The sequence below is a fragment of the Brenneria nigrifluens DSM 30175 = ATCC 13028 genome, assembly GCF_005484965.1.
GTDB lineage: Bacteria > Pseudomonadota > Gammaproteobacteria > Enterobacterales > Enterobacteriaceae > Brenneria > Brenneria nigrifluens.
The window spans coordinates 1,551,984-1,575,916 of the sequence record NZ_CP034036.1; the positions used below are offsets into that span (position 1 = coordinate 1,551,984).

A 23,933-nucleotide genomic window follows, 5' to 3' on the forward strand; every position below is an offset into this window, starting at 1 on the left:
CGATTATGGCCATGCAATCACAAGATATTATTCGTCGCTCGGCGACGAACTCTCTGACGCCGCCGCCGCAGGCGCGCGATCATCAGGAGCCGGTCGCCAAACTGATCGACGTCACCACCTGTATCGGCTGTAAGGCCTGTCAGGTCGCCTGCTCCGAATGGAACGATATCCGCGACGAGGTGGGACATAACGTCGGCGTGTACGATAACCCGACCGACCTGAGCGCGAAATCCTGGACGGTGATGCGTTTTGCGGAGGTGGAGGAGCAAGGCAGACTGGAATGGCTGATCCGCAAGGATGGCTGTATGCACTGCGCCGATCCGGGCTGCCTGAAAGCCTGCCCGGCGGAAGGGGCTATCATTCAGTATGCCAACGGTATCGTCGATTTCCAGTCGGAACAGTGCATTGGCTGCGGCTATTGCATCGCCGGCTGCCCGTTTGACATACCCAGAATGAATAAACAGGACAACCGCGTTTACAAATGCACCCTGTGCGTCGATCGCGTGGCCGTCGGTCAGGAGCCGGCCTGCGTTAAAACCTGTCCCACCGGCGCCATCCATTTCGGCACCAAGGCGGCGATGAAGGATCTGGCGGCGGAGCGGGTGAGCGAACTCAACACGCGCGGCTATGAGCATGCCGGGCTGTACGACCCGGCCGGCGTGGGCGGCACCCATGTGATGTACGTTCTGCACCACGCGGACCGGCCGCAGCTCTATCACGGCCTGCCGGACAACCCCGGCATCAGCCCGACGGTAACCTTCTGGAAAGGGATCTGGAAACCGCTGGCGGCGATTGGCTTTGCCGCCACATTCGCCGCCAGCGTATTCCATTATGTCGGCGTGGGTCCGAATCGCGTAGAAGACGATGAAGAGGACGCGGATGAGGCGCATCATGAGGATAAGCAACATGAAGAAGAGTAATCGGATTCAGCGCTATAGCGCGCCGGAGCGCATTAATCACTGGATTGTGGCTTTCTGCTTCGTGTTCGCCGCTATCAGCGGTCTGGGTTTTTTATTCCCTTCGCTCAACTGGATGATGCATATTCTGGGCACGCCGCAGCTGGCGAGAATTGTGCATCCCTTTGTGGGGGTGGTGATGTTTATCGCTTTTCTGTTAATGTTTTTCCGCTACTGGAAACACAACCTGATTAACCGCGACGATATCGAATGGGCGAAAAACATCCATAAGATTGCCAGAAACCAGGAAGTCGGCGATACCGGCAGGTATAATTTCGGCCAGAAATCTGTGTTCTGGCTGGCGATTATCAGCCTGTTATTACTGCTGGCGAGCGGCATTGTGATGTGGCGGCCGTACTTTGCCGACGCATTCCCCATCCCGGTTATTCGTCTGGCCCTGCTGGTGCATTCTCTGGCGGCGGTAGGGCTTATTCTGGCGATCATGGTGCATATCTATGCGGCCTTATGGGTGAAGGGGACCATTACCGCCATGGTGGAAGGCTGGGTGTCGACCTCCTGGGCGAAGAAGCATCATCCGCGCTGGTATCGTGAGCTACAACGTAAACAACAGGAAAATAAACCCTGATGAGTATCCGCATTGTTCCTCAGGAACAGTTAGAAAGTAATGAAAAATCGAACGCGGCGGGAAATATTCCGCCGCTGCTGTTCGCCAATCTGAAAAGTTTGTACGACAGCCGCGCCGAGCGTCTACGACAGCTGGCGCAGGATCATCCGCTGGGCGACTATCTTGCGTTTGTCGCCGGCGTGGTGGACGCCCAGCGCAAAGCGCTGCACGACCATCCGCTGCGGATGGATCTGACCGAGGTGTTAAAACAGTCCGGCGATCGTCCGCCGCTGGATATCGAGGTATTTCCGCGCGATACGCACTGGCACACCCTGCTGCGCGCGTTGATCGAAGAGCTTAAGCCCGAAGCCGGCGGGCAGGTACTGGCCACGCTGGAAAATCTGGAAAAGTCGTCGCAGCAGGAGCTGGAAACCATGGCGAGCGCGTTGTTCAGGCATCAGTTCAGCGCGGAAAATAACGATAAAGCCCCGTTTATCTGGGCGGCGCTGTCGCTGTTCTGGGCGCAAATGGCCGCAAACATTCCCGGCAAAGCCCGCGCGGAGCCGGGCGAGCACCGTCAGTTCTGCCCGGTGTGCGGCAGCATGCCGGTTTCCGGCGTGGTGCAGCTCGGCGCCGGCAGCGGGCTGCGCTATCTGCACTGTAATTTGTGCGAAAGCGAGTGGCACATGGTGCGGGTGAAGTGCAGCAACTGCGAAGAGTCAAGCGATCTGAACTACTGGTCGTTGGACAGCGAAAACGCGGCCATCAAGGCGGAAAGCTGCGGCCACTGCGGCACCTATCTGAAAATTCTGTATCAGGAAAAGGATCATCGGGTGGAAGCGGTGGCCGACGATCTGGCGTCGCTGGTGCTGGATGTGAAGATGGAAGAGGAGGGCTTTTCCCGCAGTAGCATCAATCCGTTCCTGTTCCCGGAAAGCGCAATCTGATGCGCGTCTGGCGCATCGGGGGGACGCCTCGCGCGGTAAGACTCCAGCCGGAGTCTTACCCCTGTTTATTTCCGCGCGTTGTTTCCGCTATCGCTTTTGGCGCGCAAACAGGGCGAATGAGCCGATGGCCAGCGCATAGCACACCACGATGGTCAGCGCCATGGAGAGGGCGGACATACCGTGCAGGCCGGTGAGCGGAACGCTTATCGCCCCCAGGGTAAACATGCTGACGCCGAGCAACGCCGATGCGCTGCCGGCCTTATCCCCCTGGCTCTGCATCGCCAGCGCCGACGCGCTGGGACCGACGATGCCGATAATGATAATGGTGAAGAACAGCGGGATCAGCAGCCATACCAGCGGCGCCTGCAAAGCGGCCGCCAGCAGCAACAGCAACGATGATACGGCGGCGATCAGCAGTCCCAGCTTCAGTATGCGCATTTCCCCCCAGTGGCGGCTCAGGCGTACGGAAATCTGCGCGGCGCAGATCAATCCCACTCCGTTGATGGCGAAGCACAGGCTGAACATCTGCGGGCTAAGCTGATAAATCTCCTGCAACACAAACGGCGATGCGCCGATATAGGCGAACATGCCGGCGCCGGCGAATCCTTGGGCCAGACATAGCCCCATAAACTGGCGTTGCGTCAGCAGGCTGCCCAACGAAGCCAGCAGCGACGCCACGCCGCCGGTAACCCGGCGATGCGGCTCAAGGGTTTCCGGCAGGCGCAGGGCGGACAGCAGCAGTAGCAGGACGGCGATCGCCGACAGCGCGAAAAAAATCCCCCGCCAGTTCATAATGTTCAGCATGGCGCCGCCCATCACCGGCGCCAGAATCGGCGCCAGGCCGTTAATCAGCATCAGCAGGGCGAAAAAGCGCGTCAGTTCATGGCCCGAATAAAGATCGCGCGCCACCGCGCGGGAGAGCACCGCGCCGCCGGCGCCGGCCATGCCCTGAATCAGGCGCGCCGCGATCAGGTGGTTGATATCCTGCGCCAGCGCGCACCATAGCGAAGCCGCCAGAAAAATCAGCAGTGAAAACAGCAGCGGGCGCCGCCGTCCCAGCTTGTCGCTCAGCGGGCCGAAAATCAGCTGGCCGGCCCCCAGGCCAAGTAATCCCGCCGTCAGGCTTAACTGCGCGGCGGCTGTGGAGGAGGACAGGTCCGCGGTTAACTCCGGCAGGGCGGGAAGATAGAGGTCGGTGCACAGCGGGCCCAGCGCCGCCAAAAAACCCAGAACCAGGGCATAGCCCAAACGGGACGATCGTATAGTTTTACTCATCGGTGATGGTTTCATCAGAAAAGGTGTATTGAAAAATATGCTGATAGAGCTGGTTTAACTCATCCGGCGGGGCTTTCTGGCTGGTGAGCATGCGAAACGCCGTTCCTTCGGACAACACCGCCATTAACTCGACGCGCGCGGCGATTTGCGGCGGAGTCAGATGCGGATGGCGCTGTTGCAACAGGACGGCGGCCCGCTGAAACAGTCTGGCGTCGGCTTCTTGCAGGATCGCCGCGACACGGCGATTCCGGGTCGCCTCCGCGGTCACTTCCAGCATCAGCGCCTGGTCGTCCTCGCGGGTGGCTTCATCACCGGGCAGGGCGCGTTGCGCCAGCATGTGCGCCATTTGCGCCAGGTGATTTTCCTCTAAGCGCAAAAAGTGCAGTTTACTGTTGACGATCCGGCTGACGATTTCTTCAATAATGGCGTCTTTGCTGGCGAAGTAACGGTATATTTGCCCGACGCTAAGCTGCGCGCGGGCGGCGATTTCCGCCATCCCCGCGCCGTGAAATCCCGAACGGCGAAAACAGAGGCGCGCCGCGGCGATAATCTGGTCGCGCCGGGCTATGGTCCGTTCGCTCCTGGCGGTGGTCTGTTGCACTCTGGTTAATTCTCCTCGTGTGAGAACGATCATCTTTTACCAAAACCTTACGTAATCTTGTGAGAAGAGCCGGTCTCTCTTGCCTGATAATGAGAATGAACGTTCATTCTCAATTATAGGGCATGATTTCATGCAAGGTAAACGCTTTATTTTGTTCCTGGCAGTATTACTTTCCGGCTGTGAACGCGCCGCCGAACCGGCGCAGGTCAAAGCGGCCGTCGAGGTCACCGTCGAAACATTGCAGCCGCAGTCGGTGGTGTTGAACAGCGTATTGAATGGCAGAACCGTCGCCGCCATGGTCTCCGATGTGCGGCCGCAGGTGGACGGCATTATTCAGCAACGCCTGTTCACCGAAGGCGGCGAGGTGCAGGCCGGACAGGTACTGTATCAGATCGATCCGGCCAGCTATCAGGCCGCCTACGACGAGGCGGCGGCGGCATTGAAAAACGCGCAGGCCGGCGTACGGGCGGCAAAGCTGAAAGCGCAGCGCTACGCCCGTCTGGTCAAAGAAGAGGGGGTGTCGCGCCAGGATGCCGACGATGCGCAAACCAGCTATGAAGAGAGCTTGGCTACGGTGGCGGAAAAGCGGGCCGCGCTGAAAACCGCACAAATCAATTTGGGCTACACGCGGATCAAGGCGCCGATTTCCGGTCGTATCGGCATCTCTTCCGTTACCCCCGGCGCGCTGGTGACCGCCAGCCAGACCTCCGCGCTGGCAACCATTCGTCAGCTCGATCCCATCTATATCGATCTCACCCAGTCCAGCCGCGAGCGTCTGGCGCTGCGGCGCTTGCGGCAAAGCGAACGGCCGGAGGTGTCGCTGAAGCTGGAAAACGGCGAAACCTACGCCTCCCGCGGGCGGTTACAGTTGTCCGAGGTGGCGGTGGATGAGTCAACCGGATCGGTCACCCTGCGGGCGACCTTTCCCAACGCCGAGCATCTTTTGCTGCCCGGCATGTATGTTCACGCCACCGTTGACAACGGCATCGATCCGGCGGCAATTCTGGCGCCGCAGCAGGGCATCACCCGGGATGCGAAGGGAAATGCCAGCGCGCTGGTGGTCAATGATCAACAGCGGGTGGAACAGCGTCAGGTGGTGACCGAGCGGGCGATCGGCAATCGCTGGCTGGTATCGGAAGGATTGAACGCCGGCGATCGGCTGATTATCGAAGGCACCGATAAGGTGAGCGTCGATGATACGGTACAAGCCGTAGAAGTCACATCCTCCACCGCGGATGCGGCGGCCGCAGAGACCGAGGTGAAATCCTGATGTTTTCTCGTTTCTTTATTTATCGGCCGGTATTCGCCTGGGTGATCTCGATTGTCATCATGCTGGCCGGCGTATTGGCGATTCAGTCTCTGCCCATCGCCCAGTACCCGGACGTAGCGCCGCCGTCGGTGTCGATAACCGCGACCTACACCGGCGCTTCGGCGGAGACGCTGGAAAACAGCGTAACCCAGATCATCGAACAACAGCTTACCGGGCTGGACGGACTGCTTTATTTTTCCTCGTCCAGCAGTTCCAGCGGCGAAGCCAGAATCATCGCCACCTTTAAACAGGGCACCAATGCCGATACGGCGCAGGTGCAGGTGCAGAACAAGGTGCAGCAGGCGTTAAGCCGTTTACCGACGGAAGTGCAGCAGCAGGGGGTGACGGTAACCAAATCGCAAACCAGCTTTCTGCTGATTATGTCGCTGTACGACATCACCGATAAAGCCAGCGGAGCGGACATCGCCGACTATATGGTCAGCAATTTGCAAGATCCGCTGGCCCGCGTCGACGGCGTGGGGGATGTCAGGGTCTTTGGTTCGCAGTATGCGATGCGCATCTGGCTGAATCCCACCCGGCTGGCCGCCTACGACCTGATGCCGTCGGATGTTTCCTCGGCTATTGAAGCGCAGAATACCCAGGTCTCGGCGGGTAAAATCGGCGCGCGGCCCTCCCGTGACGATCAGCAGCTTACCGCCACGGTGATGGCGCAGTCGCGGCTGAAAACGCCCGAACAGTTCAACAACATCATTGTAAAAAGCCAATCCAGCGGGGCGGTCGTTCGGCTGGGAGACGTGGCGCGCGTGGAGCTGGGGGATGAAGATTACAGCACGGTAACGCGGCTGAACGGCCACCCGGCGGCGGGGATCGCCGTGATGCTGGCTCCCGGCGCCAATGCGCTGGCTACCGCGGAGCGGGTGAAAGCCAAGACCGCGGAGTTTGTGAGCACCATGCCGCAGGGATATGAGGTCGCCTATCCTAAAGACAGCACCGATTTTATCAAAATCTCGGTGGAGGAGGTGGTGAAAACCCTGTTTGAAGCCATCCTGCTGGTGGTGATAGTGATGTTTCTGTTCCTGCAAAACCTGCGTGCGACGCTGATCCCCACCATCGCCGTCCCGGTGGTATTGCTGGGAACCTTTGGCGTGCTGTCGGTATTCGGCTATTCCATCAACACCCTCACGCTGTTCGGCATGGTGCTGGCGATAGGGCTGCTGGTGGACGACGCCATTGTGGTGGTGGAAAACGTCGAGCGGGTGATGCGTGATGAAAACCTTGCGCCGGCGGCGGCCACTGAAAAGTCGATGCGGGAGATTTCCGGCGCGCTGGTGGGCGTGGCGCTGGTGCTGAGCGCGGTGTTTCTGCCGATGGCGTTCCTGGGCGGATCGACCGGGGTGATTTACCGCCAGTTCTCCATCACCATTGTTTCTTCCATGCTGCTGTCGGTGCTGGTCGCGCTGACGCTGACGCCCGCGCTGTGCGCCTCGCTGCTGAAGCAGACGGCGCACCGAATTGAGAAAAAGGGCTTTTTCGCCGGCTTTAACCGGGGTTATCAGGGCATGCAGGATCGCTACTCCGGCAAGGTCGCCCGGGTGCTGCATAGCCCGATGCGCTACATCGTTCTGTATGCGCTGTTGATTACCGGCCTGGCCCTGATGTTTATCCGCCTGCCGTCCGGTTTTCTACCGACGGAAGATCAGGGCAACGTCATGGTGCAGTTCACCCTGCCGGCGGGGGCGACCGAGGCGCGCACCACCAAGGTGGGCAAAGCGATTGAGCGCTATTTCCTGACCGAAGAAAAGGACAATACCGCAGCCATTTTCATTATTTCCGGGTTTAACTTCAGCGGCAGCGGGCAAAATGCCGGGATGGCGTTTGTGGCGTTAAAAAACTGGGACCAGCGGAGCGGCGCCGAAAACAGCGCCGAGGCGATTTCGGCGCGGGCGACGCGGGCGTTGTCCCAACTGCGCGATGCGCAGGTCTTTACCCTGACGCCGCCGGCGGTGGACGGGTTGGGGCAGTCCAGCGGCTTTACCTTTGAGCTGCAGGCTACCGGCACCACCGATCGCGCAACGCTGCTGCAACTGCGGGATCAACTGCTGGCGGCGGCCGGTAAAAACAGCCAACTGGCGGCGGTTCGTCCCAACGACCTGACGCAGATGCCTCAGCTACAGGTGGATATCGATAATGACAAGGCCAGCGCGCTGGGGCTGGCGATGAGCGATGTCAGCGCGACGCTCAGCAGCGCCTGGGGAGGAAGCTATGTTAATGATTTTATTGACCGCGGGCGGGTGAAAAAAGTCTATATCCAGGGCGATGAGGATTCGCGCAGCAAGCCGGAGGATCTGGATAAGTGGTTTGTGCGCGGCAGCAACAGCGCGGGCGACAGCGTGATGACGCCGTTCTCCTCTTTCGCCACCACGCGCTGGATCTACGGACCGGAAAGCCTGTCGCGTTACAACGGTCTGGCGTCCTATGAAATTCAAGGGGCCGGCGCATCGGGGGTGAGTTCCGGGGCGGCAATGGACGAAATGCAACGGCTGGCAAGTCGGTTGCCGAAAGGCACCACCTATGCCTGGAGCGGACTCTCCTATCAGGAGCGGCTGGCCAGCGGGCAGGCGTTCTCGCTGTATGCGATTTCGATTCTGGTGGTGTTCCTGTGTCTGGCGGCGCTGTATGAAAGCTGGAGTATTCCGTTTTCCGTTATGTTGGTGATTCCGCTCGGCGTGGTGGGGGCGGTATTGGCCGCCACGCTGCGCGGGCTGGAAAATGACGTCTATTTTCAGGTGGCGCTGCTGACCACCATCGGGCTATCGGCGAAAAACGCCATCCTGATTGTGGAGTTTGCGGAAACCGCCTATCAGCGCGGGGCGACGCTCTATGCCGCGGCGCTGGAAGGGGCAGTTACCCGCTTGCGTCCGGTGCTGATGACCTCACTGGCCTTTATCGTCGGGGTTTTCCCGCTGGCGATCTCCTCCGGCGCGGGGGCCAACAGCCGTGTTTCCATCGGTTCCGGCATTGTGGGCGGAACCCTGACGGCGACCGTGCTGGCCGTTTTTCTGGTGCCGATGTTCTTTGTTCTGGTAAGACGCGTATTTCCCAAGCGTACCGGCAAAGCGCTGCCTGGCGTTGACTCATCGAGGGAAGAATAATGCGTAGTCGTCAATTTATCGTTGCTTTGTTACCCCTGCTGCTGGGGGGATGTTTGTCGCTGGATCCGGACTATCGCCATCCCGACGCACCGGTGCCCGCGGCCTGGCCGCAGCAGGAAACCGTATCGTCTGCGCAACCCGAAGCCGGCGCCATTGCGTGGCGTTCGGTGATCGTGGATGAAAAATTGCAGCGCATTATCGATATCGCGCTCAGCGATAACCGGGATTTACGCAAGGCGCTGGCGGATATCGAAGCGGCGCGCGCGCAATACGGCATTCAGCGGGCGGAGCAGTTTCCCGCCGTCAACGCGGGCGTGGAAGGCACCCGCAGCCGGGCGCTGACCAGCGATTCGTCGTCGAATAACAATTCCACGGCGATAAGCCAGAGCTACGGCGCCAATCTGGCGCTCAGCGCCTTCGAACTGGATCTGTTCGGCAAGGCGCGCAGCCTGAGCGCCGCCGCGCTGGAGAGCTATCTGTCAACGGAGGCGGCGGCGAAAAGCACCCGCCTGACGCTGATTGCCGATACGGCGACGGCCTATATCGCGCTGGCGACGGCGCGCAGCGATCTGCAACTGTCGCGGGAAACCATGCAAAGCGCCCGCCACTCGCTGGAGGTGACGCGCAACCGGCAGCGCAACGGCGTCGCCTCCGGCGTGGATGTGTCGCAGGCTGAAACCGTGTATCAACAGGCGCGGGCCGACGTGGCCGGCAACACGACGGCGGTGGCGCAGAGCAAAAACGCGCTGGATCTGCTGGCGGGACAACCGGTTGACGATGCCCTGCTGCCCGCCGATCTGGACTCGCTGGCAACGGCGGTGGCGCCGGTATCCGCCGGACTCTCCTCGGCGGTGCTGTTGCAGCGACCGGACGTGCTGGCGGCGGAGCATACGCTGAAATCGGCGAATGCCGACATTGGCGCGGCGCGGGCCGCATTTTTCCCCAGCCTGACGCTGACCGCCAGCGGGGGCGTCGGCAGCGGCGCGCTCTCTTCGCTGTTCAGCCACGGCGCCGGGGTGTGGTCGTTCGCCCCCAGCCTGAGCCTGCCCATCTTCGACGGCGGCGCCAACCGCGCCGCGTTGCAGTACGCGGAGGCGCAGAAAAAAGGCTATATCGCCAGCTATGAAAAAGCCATTCAGTCCGCGTTTCAGGAGGTGGCTGATGCGCTGGCCCGTAAGGCCACCATTGACGAGCAGCTTACGGCGCAGCGGGATTACGCCGCCGCCGCCGAACGCAGCTACCGGCTGGCGGATTCGCGCTACCGGGAAGGGGTCGATACCTATCTGAACGTGCTGGATGCGCAGCGCACCCTCTACAGCGCCCGGCAGACGCTGATCGTCATCGAGCAGACCCGGCTGAACAATCTGGTGACCTTATATAACGCGCTGGGCGGCGGGGTGGCGACGCAGTAGCGCCCCTTGTCGGGGGGAGGAGCCAACGTGCTCCCTCCTCTGCGAAGGGGAGATACCGACCTGCGCTAGAACGACGTCAGCCGTTGCAGGGCGGTCAACTGTTCCACCGCTTCATGCATGGCGTCCATGCCTCTGGCGGCCTCTTTCATCCTCCCCATGTTGGTGGTCAGATTATGGCGCTCCTGGCTGGTTTCCGTGCTCATGGTCGCTATCTGATCGGCGGCGGAGATGCTCTGGTCGGCCATCTCCTGGGTGGTGCCGACCGTTTGCGCGGCAACGCCGCGGATGCGCTCAATGGTCTCGACGGCGGAGCGGATATTGTTGCGTGTGGCGTCCGCCTGATCCTTCGACGAGCGGGCCAGACGGCGTACTTCGTCCGCCACCACGGCGAAACCGCGTCCCGCCTCGCCGGCCCGCGCCGCTTCCACGGCGGCGTTGAGCGCCAGCAGGTTGGTCTGATCGGCGATGCCGCTGATGCCGACGGTGATCTGGGTAATGCCGAGGGAAATCTGTTCCAACTGGTTGAGCTCATGCTCCAGATTATCCTGCGCGCTGCGGGTCTGGGTGGCGGCTTCGCTGATGGCGCGAATGCTGGACTCCGCCACGTCCAGGGTTTCGCTCTGGCGCGCGGTGGCGCGCTCAAGCTGCGGCAGGGCGGTCAGCAGCGGGTTGAGCTCTTCCTGGTAGGCCACCACCCGCTCGATCACCCCGGATTGGATGGCGTGCATCGCCTCCCAGCGGCGCAGCGCCCGCTGGGCGTAGTGGCCCGCATAGGCGGCGTACTCAATGGGGAAATGGGACATCGCCTTGACGTCATGGTCGAAGAACGCCAGCGCGGATAGCGTCTGGTTGATGGGGACGCCGAAAATTTCGCCAAAGCTGGAAAAACCGGCCGCCGGCACGTCATCAAAAAAACTGGCCTGTCCCAGGCTGGCGGCGTTATTCACTCTGCGCAGCACGCAGTCATTGAGCAGCAGGCCGCTCGGCTTGCCTTTCCCCGTCAGAAACTGCTGCCAGTCACGTCGGGTGGCGGCGACAAAATCCGTTGCCTGCAACAAATACAGGCGGTCGCCGAACTCCAGATCGCAGAAGAAGGCGACGCTGTCAGCCTGAATGGCGGCCACCGAGCGAATGAAATACTCGTCATCCACCTTTACTCCAAAGGTCTTTCCCTCCAGGTGGTTGCCGATCTGATCCGGTTTGCAGCGCAGGTAGTCGGACAGCGCGCTGATAATCGGCTGCGGGCGTCCGTTGGCGTCGAATACCGAGGTGACGGTGCGGGCGACCGGATCGGCTTCGGCCACCAGCCAGCTTTGTGCGGTCGGCTCAAAGTTCTGGCTTTTGAACGGGGCAAAGGATTTTCCTGGCGCCATATGGCAAAACACCAGTACCGCCTTGCCTTGTAATACGCCGTCATGGTTGCCGATATAGGTGGCGCTGAAGTCGAGTTTTCCCCCGGCCGAGCCGCCGATGGCCATGCAGGGGAAGCGGCCGCTGGCGTACCACGCCTGCATCAGAAAGCCTTCGGCGGCGGAGAGTCCGTCGCAGTAGATCATGGCGAAAGTGCGATCGGCGGAAAGCGGCATGGAGACGTTGACCCGCTCCAGCTCCTGACGAATGGCCGCCACGCGCTGGCCGGCGGTCATTTTTTCCCGGACGTGCAAATCAATAACGTGCGCTTCGTGGCGGGATATCAACGTCTGCGGCAGCCATAGCCAACTACCCTGGCTGCCGGCCATGTCGCAATAGGCGGAGGTTTTCGGGCGGTTGCACAGGGCGCCGGTTGAAGAGAGCGTAAGTACCGTAAGGTTGGCGTCGGAAAAACGCCGCCAGGCCTGGCTGACGGTGGGGAAATCCGCCTCGGGGGGCACAAAGGCCAGCAAAATCCCCGCTTTGGCGGAAAGGCCGAGGCTGCTCGGCGAGGCGGGTAAGGCTTCACAGTCAAAGACGCCGCTCGCGGGCGATTGATGACCGAAAATCGTTGCTCCTGCACGAAAAGACGACAAAATTCCCATAGTAGTTCCCTCTCTTCAATTGAATCATGCACAAAGCGAATCATTGAATAAAAACAGTCTAATCCTTGAGGCGGGCGCAGTATGAGTGGCGGGTCACGTTTATCCGCGCCGTCGGTAGTCAGCTTTTGCGCAGACGCGCGGTCAATCCCTTGAGGAAATAGCGCAGCACCTGATCGCCGCAGGCGCGGTAGTTTTTGTGTTCCGGCGCGCGCAGCATGGCGGTCAGCTCCGGCTGCGACAGGCGGAAATCCTGGGACTGCAGAATCTCCTGAATATCGGTGGTTTTCAGGGAAAACGCCACGCGCAGTTTTTTCAGGATAATGTTGTTGGTGATTCTGCGCTCCACTTTGGGCGCCGGGCGGCCGTCGTCTTTTCCGCGCTGGCGGATAATCAGGCCGTCAAGAAATGTACCCATCAGGATATCCGGGCAGGGCTGGTAGCCTTCCTCCTCTTCTTTTTTGATAAAGCCGGCTATCTGCTGCGGGGTGATACGGGTATCCATCAGCGCCAGGATCTCAATCAACTGCTGGTTATTCAAATTCAACATGTAGCGCAGGCTACGTAGTACATCGTTATTTATCATTACCGGATTTTTCTCGCCGCTTATTAATGGCGGGTAGTATAAAACGCGGGGGAGGATAAAGCGATGCGCGAAAGGATGCCCGACGGACTCGGCGGCGCGCCCGCGGGCCATCAGGCCGAACCGCGACGGGGCGGTTTCGGCCTGATGGCCGGCCGGCCCGATCAGTGGAAGGTCTCTCTGCCGGTAAAATGACCTATCCAGCCCGCGGGGTTGGTAAAGATGCGGATGGCGACGAAATCCGGGGATTCGCCGCTGTCAAACCAGTGCGGCGTATTGGCCGGCACGCGCAGCAGATCCCCCGCCTCGCAGGTGAGCCGGAACACGTTGTCGTTAATCGGCACAAAAAAGGTGCCGCTGCCGTAAACGAAAAAGCGCACTTCATCTTCGCTGTGGGTGTGCTCCTGAAGGAACTTTTCCCGTAGTTCCTGACGCTGCGGGTGATCCGGCGTCAGTCTGATCACATCCGATGAGGTATAGCCTTCCTGCCGTTTGAGCCGTTCAATCTCATCGTGGAAGTGGGCGAGCAGCGCTGCGCTGCTGGCTTCATGGCTGATGCCGTCGACGGGCCAGTGCTCCAGTTGAATGCCGGCGCCGGCAAGCAGCGCGGCGATATCGTCGAAGCGGGAGAGCTGTTGCAGCGGTTGGGCGATCTGCGGACGCTGGAAAATGGACAGAGTGGTCATGGTCTTCACCTCGGGTATTCATCGCTAGTCCGTTAACCATTATCTTTCTATGGATAAAAAACAAGACGCTTTATTTATATCTTATTCCAGTGTTTTTATAGCCCAAAACGGGGTGTGTTAATATTTTTAACCAGTGGTTAACGCTATTCCCAATTAGTTAATAGCTATTATCATTTTTGTTATTTAGATTTAAATTTTTCTGCTGTTAGCATCCCTTATCGCAACTAACTGTATAAAAATTAGGATAAAAAACCATGACCGCTCATTTTCGTCGTATAGGTCTGCTGGCGTTGCTGGTCGGCCTGGCCGGCAACGCACAGGCCGCGGATGAATCGCTTTCGCTCAAGGGAAAAACCATCGGCGTCGCCGTGGTGGGGACGCAACATTTCTGGGATCGCGAGGCGTACAAGGGCGCGACCGAAGAGATAGAAAAACTGGGCGGCAGCGTGGTGGGCGTGGACGGCGGGCGCGACAATCAGGTGCACGCCAACAACCACGATATTCTGCTGGCGCGCAAGGTGGACGCGGTGGTGAGCATTCTGGGGGACAGCGCGGTGGAGCCCAAGTTCAAGGCGCTGCGCGACGCGGGCATCCCGGTATTTACCGTCGATCACGTTTCGCCGTATTCCATCAACAACACCACCTCCGACAACTATGCCATCGGCTCCACCATCGGGCGTTACACGGCGGACGTGCTGGGCGGCAAGGGCAATGTCGCGGTGTTCAACGCCTTCTCCAACTCGCTGCGCATCTGCGGCATCCGCTACGATCTGTGGAAGTATGTATTGCAGGACTATCCTGACATCAAAATCATTCAGCCGGAGCTGGCGGAGCAATATTCCAACTCGCCGGAAGATGCGCGCAAGAAAACCCTTGAGCTGCTGAGCCAGTATCCGAAGGGCACGCTGGATGCGATTCACGTGGCGTGCTGGGACCAGCCGGCCATCGGCGTGGTGCAGGCGCTGGAAGAGACCGGGCGCGACAAGGACGTGAAAGTGACGGCGATTGACGCCGGTCCGGAAACGCTGGAAATCATGGCGGAAAAAGAGAGCCCGTTTGTCGCCAACGTCGCGCAGCAGCCGCGTCTGATCGGTACCCTGGCGGCGAAAAACGTGGCCCGCCACTTTGGCGGCGAAGCCCTGCTGCCGCAAACCTTTGTGCCGGTGCTGCCGGTGAAAGGGGAAGCGGAGGCCAAAGCGGCCTATAAGCAACTCGGCTACGGCGAGCTTAAGTAACCCATGACGGCGCACCAACAGGCGGCGGACTCGGCGTCGCCGGGGCTGGCGATGACGCGGATTGGCAAGCGCTTTGCCGGCGTTACCGCCCTCGACGATGTTTCGCTGCACGCCCGGCCGGGGGAAATCCTCGGCCTGATCGGCGAAAACGGGGCGGGAAAGTCCACGCTGATTAAAATCCTCGCCGGGGTATACGCCCCGGACAGCGGCGCGATCCGCTTCGACCGCCGGTTGATTAACCCGGTCACGCCCGCCGCCGTTCACGCCCACGGCGTACGGGTTATCCATCAGGAACTCCATTTGATCCCGCATTTTACCGTCGCCGAATCGGTGTTTATCGGTCAGGAGCGCCGCCATCGCTGGCTGGGGCTGGATCGGCGGCGGATGCGCCGGGAAACCGAGCGTTTCTTTCAGCAAACGCTACAACTGCCGATGGACGCCAACCGCTTAATCAGTGATTTGAGCCTGGCGGAGCGCAAGCTGGTGCAGATAGCGCGGGCGCTGATCGACGGCAACGCCCGGCTGGTGGTGTTTGACGAACCGACGGCGCCGCTGGAGGCGCGCGAGGCCGGCCTGCTGCTGCAAACCATTCTGGCGCTAAAGCAGCGCGGCATCGCCATTATCTATATTTCTCATTATCTCAACGAGATAGCAGAGATTTGTGACCGTGTCACGGTGCTGCGCAACGGCCGCAAGGTCGCCACGCTGGAAGGGGAGGCGGCACGGCATATCGACGGCATGATCCAGCTGATGGTGGGGCGCGATATTAACAGCCTGTTCGCCGCGCCGCGTCGCGCCGCCGCATCCGAGCCTCCTTTTTTGCGGGTGGATAGGCTGACCGACGGGCGGCATTTCCGCCCGCTCGGCTTTTCGCTGGCGCGGGGCGAGATTGTCGGCATCGCCGGCCTGCTGGGATCGGGGCGCGAGGCGCTTATCGACACGCTGTACGGCTTAACCCCGGCGCGCGGCGGACGTATCGAAATTGACGGCGTGGCGCGCCGCATCAGCTCCCCGGTGCGGGCCACCGCGCTGGGGATGGCGCTGGTGCCGCGCGACCGTCGCCATCTGGGGCTGCTTTTGCCCTGGTCGGTGGCGGACAATATCAATCTCTCCTCGCTGCCCGCGGTGGCGAGCCTCGGCTGGCTGCGGCGCGCCAGGGCCAACCAGCGGGCGCGCCAGCTGGCCGATAAGCTGGATATCCGTCCGCGCGAGGTCGGCCTGCCGGTGCGCTATCTGAGCGGCGGCAATCAGCAGAAAGTGATTCTGGCCCGCTGGCTGAGTACCGCCAGCACGCTGTTTATCCTGGACGAGCCGACGCTGGGCGTGGATATCGGCGCCAAGGCGGAAATCTACCAACTGACCCGCCAACTGGCGGAGCAGGGGCGCAGCGTGCTCGTCTCCTCCAGCGACGCCGGCGAACTGCTGGGGCTGTGCGACCGCGTTCTGGTGATGTGGCGCGGCGAACTGATTGCCGATGTGGCGACCGAACGACTCTCCGTCGACGCGCTGCTGGCGCTGACCAGCGGCGGCGCGGAAACGGAAAAGGAGGCAATATGATACCTCTTGCCGCTCTGGTGCCGGCCGGCTGGCGGCCGTCGGCGCTGCTCGATAAAATTCCGCTGCTGTTATTCGCCGCGCTGCTGCTGTTTCTGTGCCTGCAGGCGCCCTATTTTCTCTCCTGGCGGAATATCGCCATTATCCTGCGCCAGACGGCGCCGCTGGCGATACTGTGCTTCGGTCTGGTGTGCGTTATCGCCGGCGGCGGCGATGACGTGGTGGCGGGCGGCATCGATCTGTCGCTGCCGGCCATTGCGGTGCTGGCGGTGGCGATCGTCAGCCACGGCCTGACCAACGGCGACGACGGCTACCTGTGGCTGACGCTGTCGGCGCTGTGCGCCGCGCTGCTGGCGGGCGGGCTGAATGCGCTGCTGGTGGTGCTGGTGCGTCTGCCGCCGCTGCTGGCGACCCTGGCCTGTTCCGTGGCGCTCACCGGTTTGACCAATCTGCTTACCCGGCAGCGGCGCATCAGCGTCAGCGATCCGGCTATCGTGGCGTTTCGCGATAACAGCCTGTTGGGACTGCCGCTGGCGGTGTGGTTTATGCTGCTGGTTTTCGCCCTGTTTCAGTTTATTGTTCACCACAGCCGCTGGGGGCAGCATTTGCAGGTGGCGGGCGGCAATGCGGAAACGGCGCAGATGTCCGGGCTTTCCGGGCGCGCGCTGGTGACCGGCTCCTATCTGCTGGCGGCGCTGGCGGCGGCGTTGGCCTCGTTAACACTGCTGGCGCAGGGTTCCGGCAGCTCGCCCGGCACGGCGGAACCGCTGCTGCTGGAGATGGTGCTGGCGACCTTTATCGGCGCCTCGTTTTCCCGCCGCCGGGTGGTCACCATCTGGGGCGCGCTGCTGGGGGCGCTGCTGGTCAATGCGCTGTCAAACGGGCTGGCGCTGCTGCGGGTGGATATCTTTTGGGTCGGCGCCATCAAGGGCGCGTTGATTTTGCTGGTGCTGGGCGCGGCCTCGCTACAGCTGCGGAGGCGCGCATCGTGAAGCAGAGCGTTATGCCTTCCCCGGCCTTGCCCCGGCGCGACAATCCGCTGCTGACGCTGTTTGTCCGCTACGGCTTTTTGCTTATCCTGCTGGCGTTTTTGCTGTTCTTCGCGCTCAGCAGCCCGGTATTTCTGACTTTCGTCAACTGGGGCAATTTGTTGCAGGGGAGCGCGGTGCTGCTGATCGTGGCGCTGGCGATGACGCTGGTGGTCACCGCGGGCGGCATCGACCTGTCGGTGGGGGTGGCGCTGGACTTCGGCGCCGCGTTCGCGCTGGTGGCGCTCAAAGTCTATCAACTGCCGTGGCAGGCGGCGGTGCTGGCGGCGTTGGCGGGCGGCGCGCTGGTGGGGCTGCTGAATGCCGGGCTGATTATTTATTGCCGCATAAAACCCTTTCTGGCCACGCTGGGCACCTGGTTTATCGGCAGCAGCGTCGAGCGTATCTATACCGACGGCGGCGGTCCGATCGCCTATCGGCGCATGGCGCCGGAATATCACCAACTGGCGGTGGGCGACCTGTGGGGGATACCGCTGCCGATCCTTATCGGGCTGGCGCTGCTGATAATCTACTACCTGTTTTTTGAGCGCACCATCGCCGGTAAACGCATCCACGCCATCGGGCTGAATGCGTCGGCGGCGCTGATCGCCGGCGTCAACGTGCGGCGCACGCTGTTCTGGCTGCTGATTGTCTCCTCAATGACCTGCGCCGTCGGCGGGGTGATCCTCTCCGCCAATCTGCGGCAGTTTACCCCGCTGGCGGGGCAGGCGTACCTGATGGACGCCATCGCGGCGGTGTTTATCGGCACCGCGTTTCATGCGCACGGGCGGCCGAACGTGCCGGGTACGCTGATCGGCGTGCTGTTCCTCGGCATGATCGCCAACGGACTGAACCTGATGGGATTGAATTTTATGGTAAAAGACGCCCTGACCGGTATTATTCTGGTGGTGGCGCTGGCGCTGTCGTTTTTGCAGGGGCGCCTGCGGCAGCGTCGGTAAACGGAGACGGCGGCAGGGCCTGGGATGATAAAAGGAGTCGAAGTGAGTCAGTTTGATGCGGTTTTTGTCGGGTTAACCATTCTGGATATCGCCGGTCGTCCGGTCAGCGCCCTCCCGCCCGGCGGCGGGGTGGAGTTTATCGATCGGATCCGCCTGAATCCGGCGGGTACGGCCAGCGGCGCGGCGATGAACGCCGCCAAGCTGGGGATCCGCACCGCCACCGCCGCCTGTCTGGGGGAGGATGAAAAAGCCGACTTTATTCTCGGCGTCTATCAGCGGCTGGGGATTGATTGCTCGCTGGTGCAGCGCACCCGCGAGGCGGAGACCTCCGCCACCATTCTGGCGATCCGCCCGGACGGCGAGCGTTCGGCGCTGCATTATCGCGGCGCCTCCGACCGGCTGTTTATCGCCGAGCAGGATTTTGACGCGGTATGCAATACGCGCTTTCTGCACCACGGCGGCACCGGGCTGCTGGCCAGGATGGATCAGGGACAGAGCGCCCGGCTGCTGCGCCATGCCAAGGCGCGCGGGGTCACCACCAGTCTGGATCTGATCGCCCCGGACGGCGGCACCCTGTCGCTGCTGGCGCCGCTGCTGCCCGATGTCGACTATTTTATGCCGTCGCGCCAGGAAGCGACGTTTTTGTCGGGGCGGGAGAAACTGGCCGACAGCGCGGCGTTCTTTCTCGATCGGGGCGTGGGGGTATGCATTTTTAAAGCCGGCGCCGACGGTTCCTACGTGTTCGGGCAGGATTTTGCGCTGCATATTCCCGCCTATCGGGTTCCGGTGGTGGATACCACCGGCTGCGGCGATAGCTACTGCGGCGGTTTTATCGCCGGGCTGGCGCGCGGCTGGGATCTTGAGCGCGCCTGCCGTCTCGGGTCGGCGGTTTCCGGCCTGGTGGCCACCGGGCTCGGCTCCGACGCCGGCGTGGTGGACTGGGAGGAGACCCTGCGGTTTATGGCGCAGGCGGAGACGTTGTAACCTGGTGAAATTAATGTGAATACCCCACCCCGACCCTCCCCTTCGCAGGGGAGGGAGCAAGTAGCTCCTCCCCCTGGCAAGGGCTGTCTCTTAGTCACATATATACTGTTAACGGTATATGTGAGTTCAGCGCTATTTCGTGCGCTAGAAGGCCGTCATTTCTCTGCTATGTCGCAGCACGCGCCCGACGCAGGGTGGTTCAAGCGCCACCACCCTCCGGACCCGGGCTGTGGCTGAAATCACGTCGCTGACGCGATGCCTTCGGCGGTCGCCCCCTTTCCCGAACCGCCAGTGACGCGTTCCCGACGCGGCACTGGCTTGCGCCGCTTCCCTGCGGCGCATTCGCGGGGTCGTCCACCTCAGCGTGATTTCTTACGCCGACGAAAAGCGAAAAACAAAGAACCAAGAATGAACCCAAGACCAGAATACACATGGCCTCTAGAGGTTCCTTGGATTTGTGTATAAGAGACAGTCGCAGGGGAGGGCGCGATTAGCTCCTCCCCCTGACAAGGGGGAGGCCGGGAGGAGGTCAACGCTCCGCCTACTTCCACATATACAACAGCGGCTCGCCGCCGACGAAACGCTCCAGTTCGGCGGCGATCATCGCGGTGTGTTTGCTCAGGGTTTCCCGCGTGGCGCCGGCGATATGCGGGGTGATCACCACGTTGTCGAATTCGGTGACGAACGGATGATGCCGCCAGAGCGGCTCGCTGTCGTAGACGTCCAGCGCGGCGCCGGCCAGCCGTTTGTCGCGCAGCGCGGCGATCAGATCCTCTTCGCGCACCACCGCCGCGCGCGAGGTGTTGATCAGGTAGGCGTGCGGCCGCATGCGGCTGAGCAGCGCGGCGTTAACCAGGCCCCTGGTCTGCGGGGTGCTGTTCAGGTGCAGGCTGACGAAGTCCGCTGCGGCGAACAGCGCTTCCAGCGTGGTTTTGCGTACGCCGGGTTCGTCAATTTCCTCCGCCGCGACGTAGGGATCGGCGATCAGCAACTGCATGCCGAACGCCCGCGCCAGCCTGCCCACCCGTTTGCCGATGCTGCCGTAGCCGACGATGCCCAGCGCTTTGTTGCGCAGTTCGCTGCCTTTAAATACCTCGTACGGGCTCTCTTTGGTGACGTCCCAGACCACGTCCTGCCGCAGGCCGGCCTGTGCGGCGTGGCTTTGCCGGTCGTCGCGGGTGAACTCGCCGCGTTTTAACGCCGCGTGCGCCTGCGGAATATGGCGCGCGACGTTGAGCATCAGCGCCAGCGTCAGCTCCGCGGCGGCATCGGCGTTGCGCCCCGGCGTATAGATCACTGGAATGGCGCGATCCCGCGCCGCGGCGACGTCGATATTCACCGGATTGGCGCGGGTGCAGGCGATAAGCCGCAGGCGCGGGCAGGCGGCAATTACCCCGGCGGTGATGTCGTCATAGCTGGTTATTATGATCTCCGCGTCCTGCGCCAGCGTAATCAGCGCCGCTTCGCTCAGTTTTGGTTTGCCGACGGCCCAGCCGTCCAGCACCAGTTCGCCCAGCCGACGAAACCGATCGAGGCTGCCGTCATACTCGGCGGTAAAAATGATTTTCATAATAGCGGCTCTTCTGAAAGCGTGTTTAGCGCCTGCTCGCGGGCCAGCCACAGGGGCTGCAACTGGTCGCGCAGTTGGCGAAAGACGGGGAACAGCGTCTGGTAATGGCGATGGGCGCGGGGATCGGGGACAAACGCCTGCCGCCCCGCATCGCCCGCCAGATCCGAGGGAACGATTTTTTCGCCCACGGCGAGCGCCGCCAGCACCGCCGCCCCGCGGGCGCTGAGCTCTTTTACCGGGCTGGCGATCACCTTGCGTCCGGTGCAGTCGGCGATGATTTGCAGCCACCAGGGGGAGGCCGCGCCGCCGCCGGCGATATAGAGATCGCCGCCGTCAGGGTAATCGGTCAGCGAATCCTTGATGGCGTAGGCCAGCCCTTCGAACACCGCGCGCAACAGGTGATCGTTGGTGGTGTGCCGGCCGATGCCGAAGAAGCCCGCCCGGGCGAACTGGCTATAGAAGGGCGCCCGTTCGCCGTTCAGGTAAGGCTGGTAAAATACGCCGTCGCTGCCCGGCGCAATGCGGCTGATTCGCTCGCCAAGCTCGTCGAAGTCGGCGGTATCCGCCAACTGCGTCAGCGCCCAGTCAATGTTCGGCGTGCCGGACTGCATGGCGAACAGATTGAGGTAGTGGCCCGGCCAGGCGTGGGCGACAAAGCGCGTTTGGGGACTGACGCGCGCCAGACCGCGGCAGACAATCCCGGTGCAGCAGGTGGTGCCGAGGATGGTGAAAATATCCCCGTCGTGAACCGCGCCGATACCCAGCGCGGCGGCGGAGACGTCCAGCGCGCCGGCGCAGATCGGGGTTTTGGCCGGCAGGCCGGTGAGGGCGGCGATGTCGTCGCTCAGCGCGCCGGCGATTGCCTGCGGTTGCAGCAGCGGCGGAAACAGATGGCGGAACGCGCCCAGATCCAGCGCATCCAAGACGGTATCCGACAAGGTTTCGCTGTGCAGGTCCAGCAGCGAGGTGCCGGCATCGGTTAATTCAAGGTTGGCCCTGCCGGTCAGGCGAAAGCGCACCCAGTCTTTGGCAAAGAAAAAGTAGTCCGCCGCGTGCAGCGACTGGGGTTGATGCCGCGCCAGCCAATGCAGGATCAGGCTGCTGTTGCACGGCAGCAGCGGGGAGCCGGTGGCGGCGAACAGTGCGGCTTCAAGCGCCGGATCCTGTTTTAGCTGCGATACCCGCTGCGCCGCGCGGGTATCGCTCCACAGTATGGCGCGGCGGACGGGTTCTCCCCGGCGGTCGCTCAGCCATACGCCTTCTCCCTGGCCCGTCAGCCCGATGGCTTTTAACCGGCCCAGCCGCAGCAAGGGAGAGCGCGCCAGCGTGGTCAAGGTCGCCAGCACGCCTTGCCATAAGCCGGTCATATCCTGTTCCGCATAACCTGGCAAAGGCGTCTCGGTGGCGTTGGCGGCGGAGGCGATCTGATGTTCATTAAACGCGGAATCGAACAGCACCGATTTAACCTTTGAGGTGCCGATATCAATGCCAATGTAGTAATCCATCCGTCACTCACCTTCTGTATTGCGGGCGAAATCAGGGTAATGGAAAATCCGGCGGCTCTATATTCCTATATTGGCAAAGTAAATTCTGATTTGTGAAATATGCTCGTCATACTTCTACCGTTCACTCTGCAACTGCCGCCGGGTTACATCTCGATCCGCTGCGCCAAAATGGCATCCAGCAACCCCGGAAAGCGGCTTTGCATTTCGCCGTGGCGTAAGCGGTTGATATGGGTGGTGCCGATATTGGTGGTGTGGATCAGGCCCGAATCACGCAATACCCGGAAATGGTGGGAGACGCTGGATTTCGGGCGGCCGCCGTCGAGATCGCCGCAGGTGGCTTCACCCAGGCGGGCCAGGCGGCGGACAATCTCCATGCGTACCGGATCGCTTAAGGCGTACAGTACGCGCTCAAGGACAAATTCATCGGCTGTGGGGTGTTTGAATGCTCTCATGGGCGAATTATAGCGGCCGGGTTGTTTAAAATCTATTATTCTAATAATATCGAAATATGGAACTATTCTCCAACCCATATAGGAAACGCCCATGTCAGCACTATTTCAACCCTTTACACTGAAAGATGTCACGTTGCGCAACCGTATCGCCGTGCCGCCCATGTGCATGTATTCCGCCAATGACGGCCTGATCAATGACTGGCATCAGGTGCATTACGCGTCGCTGGCGCGCGGCGGCGCCGGGCTAGTGATCGTCGAGGCCACCGCGGTGGCGCCGGAAGGGCGCATTACCCCGCGCTGCGCCGGCATCTGGAATGATGAACTGGCGCAGGCGTTCGTTCCGGTGGTCAAGGCGATTAAGGCGGCCGGCTCGGTGCCGGGCATTCAAATCGCCCACGCCGGGCGTAAGGCCAGCGCCAATATTCCGTGGGAGGGGGACGACCATATCGCCGAGGGCGACCCGCGCGGCTGGCAGACCATCGCCCCGTCCGCCATCCCCTTTGGCGCCAATCTGCCCAGAAAACCGCGGGAAATGACGCAGCACGATATCGACCGCGTACGTAATGATTTTGTGGCGGCGGCGCGGCGGGCAAGAGAGGCGGGCTTTGAGTGGCTGGAGCTGCATTTCGCCCACGGCTATCTGGGGCAGAGCTTCTTCTCCACGCATTCCAACCAGCGCGGCGATCGCTACGGCGGCAGTTTCGATAACCGCAGCCGTTTTGTGCTGGAAACGCTGGCGGCGGTGCGCGAGGTGTGGCCTGAGCGCTTACCTTTGACCGCCCGCTTTGGCGTAATTGAGTTTGACGGGCGCGATGAGGAGACGCTACAGGAGTCGATTGAGCTGACGCGCCGCTTTAAACAAGCGGGGCTAGATATGCTCAGCGTAAGCATCGGCTTCTCGACGCCGCAGGCTGATATTCCCTGGGCGCCGGCGTTTCTGGGGCCGGTTGCCCGCCAGGTTCGTCAGCAGGCGGATATTCCCGTGTCGTCCGCCTGGGGCTTCGGCACCCCCGACCTTGCGCAGCAGGCCGTCGCCGCCGAACAGCTGGATCTGGTGATGGTCGGCAAGGCGCATCTGGCTAATCCGCACTGGAGCTATTTCGCGGCGAAGGAACTGGGCGTTGAGCGTCCGTCCTGGACCTTGCCCGCCCCTTATGCCCACTGGCTGGAAAGATATTAATTCCCGT

The 23,933-nt window shown here is 61.6% G+C and carries 20 protein-coding genes; 12 read left to right on the forward strand and 8 right to left on the reverse strand.

From position 1 onward, the window contains the following. The first annotated feature begins 5 nt into the window (after positions 1–5). The 3 genes from fdxH to fdhE are packed head-to-tail and all read left to right on the forward strand — an operon-like array spanning position 6 to position 2,468. A complete protein-coding gene (gene fdxH / locus EH206_RS07150) occupies positions 6–920 on the forward strand; it encodes a formate dehydrogenase subunit beta (RefSeq protein WP_009112114.1) in 915 nt (304 codons plus the stop codon). Then, on the forward strand, positions 907–1,542 hold the full coding sequence (fdoI, locus tag EH206_RS07155) for a formate dehydrogenase cytochrome b556 subunit (RefSeq protein WP_009112115.1): 636 nt from the start codon (positions 907–909) through the stop codon (positions 1,540–1,542). Before fdxH ends, fdoI begins: the two co-directional genes overlap by 14 nt. Further along, positions 1,542–2,468 (forward strand): formate dehydrogenase accessory protein FdhE, encoded by a 927-nt coding sequence (gene fdhE / locus EH206_RS07160; protein ID WP_009112116.1) that lies wholly within the window; start codon positions 1,542–1,544, stop codon positions 2,466–2,468. Before fdoI ends, fdhE begins: the two co-directional genes overlap by 1 nt. Before the next feature lie 87 nt (positions 2,469–2,555). Here fdhE and EH206_RS07165 read toward each other — a convergent pair whose 3' ends face one another. Both EH206_RS07165 and EH206_RS07170 read right to left on the reverse strand, forming a co-directional pair. Continuing rightward, the gene (locus EH206_RS07165; protein WP_009112117.1) at positions 2,556–3,743 is read right to left on the reverse strand and encodes a multidrug effflux MFS transporter; all 1,188 of its coding nucleotides are present in this window, start codon (positions 3,741–3,743) and stop codon (positions 2,556–2,558) included. After that, entirely contained in the window at positions 3,736–4,377 is a 642-nt protein-coding gene (locus tag EH206_RS07170) for a TetR/AcrR family transcriptional regulator (RefSeq protein ID WP_009112118.1), read from the reverse strand. Before EH206_RS07170 ends, EH206_RS07165 begins: the two co-directional genes overlap by 8 nt. 97 nt (positions 4,378–4,474) lie before the next feature. Between EH206_RS07170 and EH206_RS07175 the strand changes: the two genes are divergently transcribed. From EH206_RS07175 to EH206_RS07185, 3 genes are read left to right on the forward strand one after another with little or no spacing between them, the layout of a single operon-like run. Further along, the gene (locus EH206_RS07175) at positions 4,475–5,614 is read left to right on the forward strand and encodes an efflux RND transporter periplasmic adaptor subunit (RefSeq protein ID WP_009112119.1); all 1,140 of its coding nucleotides are present in this window, start codon (positions 4,475–4,477) and stop codon (positions 5,612–5,614) included. After that, positions 5,614–8,766, forward strand: a complete 3,153-nt coding sequence (locus tag EH206_RS07180) for an efflux RND transporter permease subunit (RefSeq protein WP_009112120.1) — start codon at positions 5,614–5,616, stop codon at positions 8,764–8,766. The genes EH206_RS07175 and EH206_RS07180 overlap by 1 nt, the downstream gene beginning before the upstream one ends. Further along, positions 8,766–10,178, forward strand: coding sequence for an efflux transporter outer membrane subunit (locus tag EH206_RS07185; RefSeq protein ID WP_009112121.1), 1,413 nt, complete (start codon positions 8,766–8,768; stop codon positions 10,176–10,178). Before EH206_RS07180 ends, EH206_RS07185 begins: the two co-directional genes overlap by 1 nt. A gap of 65 nt (positions 10,179–10,243) precedes the next feature. On the opposite strand, the gene EH206_RS07190 is transcribed toward EH206_RS07185, so the two are convergent. From EH206_RS07190 to EH206_RS07200, 3 genes are all read right to left on the reverse strand, one after another. Next, positions 10,244–12,193 (reverse strand): methyl-accepting chemotaxis protein, encoded by a 1,950-nt coding sequence (locus tag EH206_RS07190; protein WP_009112122.1) that lies wholly within the window; start codon positions 12,191–12,193, stop codon positions 10,244–10,246. A gap of 118 nt (positions 12,194–12,311) precedes the next feature. Then, positions 12,312–12,776, reverse strand: a complete 465-nt coding sequence (locus EH206_RS07195; RefSeq protein ID WP_009112123.1) for a YehS family protein — start codon at positions 12,774–12,776, stop codon at positions 12,312–12,314. Positions 12,777–12,937: 161 nt separating this feature from the next. Further along, positions 12,938–13,459 carry a 1,2-dihydroxy-3-keto-5-methylthiopentene dioxygenase gene (locus tag EH206_RS07200; RefSeq protein ID WP_009112125.1) on the reverse strand — a complete coding sequence of 174 codons (522 nt, stop codon included), beginning with the start codon at positions 13,457–13,459 and terminating at the stop codon, positions 12,938–12,940. 254 nt (positions 13,460–13,713) lie between these two features. Here EH206_RS07200 and EH206_RS07205 point away from each other — a divergent pair, with 254 nt between their 5' ends. The 5 genes from EH206_RS07205 to EH206_RS07225 are packed head-to-tail and all read left to right on the forward strand — an operon-like array spanning position 13,714 to position 19,219. Then, a complete protein-coding gene (locus EH206_RS07205; protein ID WP_009112126.1) occupies positions 13,714–14,694 on the forward strand; it encodes a sugar ABC transporter substrate-binding protein in 981 nt (326 codons plus the stop codon). A 3-nt stretch (positions 14,695–14,697) separates the two neighbouring features. Next, positions 14,698–16,251: a sugar ABC transporter ATP-binding protein gene (locus EH206_RS07210; protein WP_009112127.1), complete on the forward strand. Its 1,554-nt coding sequence runs from the start codon at positions 14,698–14,700 to the stop codon at positions 16,249–16,251. Beyond that, entirely contained in the window at positions 16,248–17,240 is a 993-nt protein-coding gene (locus EH206_RS07215) for an ABC transporter permease (RefSeq protein ID WP_009112128.1), read from the forward strand. The genes EH206_RS07210 and EH206_RS07215 overlap by 4 nt, the downstream gene beginning before the upstream one ends. An 11-nt stretch (positions 17,241–17,251) precedes the next feature. After that, the gene (locus tag EH206_RS07220) at positions 17,252–18,235 is read left to right on the forward strand and encodes an ABC transporter permease (protein ID WP_040343013.1); all 984 of its coding nucleotides are present in this window, start codon (positions 17,252–17,254) and stop codon (positions 18,233–18,235) included. A 42-nt stretch (positions 18,236–18,277) separates the two neighbouring features. Continuing rightward, a complete protein-coding gene (locus EH206_RS07225) occupies positions 18,278–19,219 on the forward strand; it encodes a carbohydrate kinase family protein (protein WP_040343017.1) in 942 nt (313 codons plus the stop codon). Between the two features lie 541 nt (positions 19,220–19,760). Here the strand turns inward: EH206_RS07225 and EH206_RS07230 are convergent. The 3 genes from EH206_RS07230 to EH206_RS07240 form a co-directional block, all read right to left on the reverse strand. Beyond that, positions 19,761–20,789, reverse strand: a complete 1,029-nt coding sequence (locus EH206_RS07230) for a 2-hydroxyacid dehydrogenase (protein ID WP_009112131.1) — start codon at positions 20,787–20,789, stop codon at positions 19,761–19,763. Next, positions 20,786–22,294: an FGGY-family carbohydrate kinase gene (locus EH206_RS07235; RefSeq protein WP_009112132.1), complete on the reverse strand. Its 1,509-nt coding sequence runs from the start codon at positions 22,292–22,294 to the stop codon at positions 20,786–20,788. Before EH206_RS07235 ends, EH206_RS07230 begins: the two co-directional genes overlap by 4 nt. A gap of 143 nt (positions 22,295–22,437) precedes the next feature. Next, positions 22,438–22,746 carry an ArsR/SmtB family transcription factor gene (locus EH206_RS07240; protein WP_009112133.1) on the reverse strand — a complete coding sequence of 103 codons (309 nt, stop codon included), beginning with the start codon at positions 22,744–22,746 and terminating at the stop codon, positions 22,438–22,440. A gap of 91 nt (positions 22,747–22,837) precedes the next feature. Here EH206_RS07240 and EH206_RS07245 point away from each other — a divergent pair, with 91 nt between their 5' ends. After that, positions 22,838–23,926, forward strand: a complete 1,089-nt coding sequence (locus EH206_RS07245; RefSeq protein ID WP_009112134.1) for an NADH:flavin oxidoreductase/NADH oxidase — start codon at positions 22,838–22,840, stop codon at positions 23,924–23,926. Positions 23,927–23,933 lie beyond the last annotated feature (7 nt).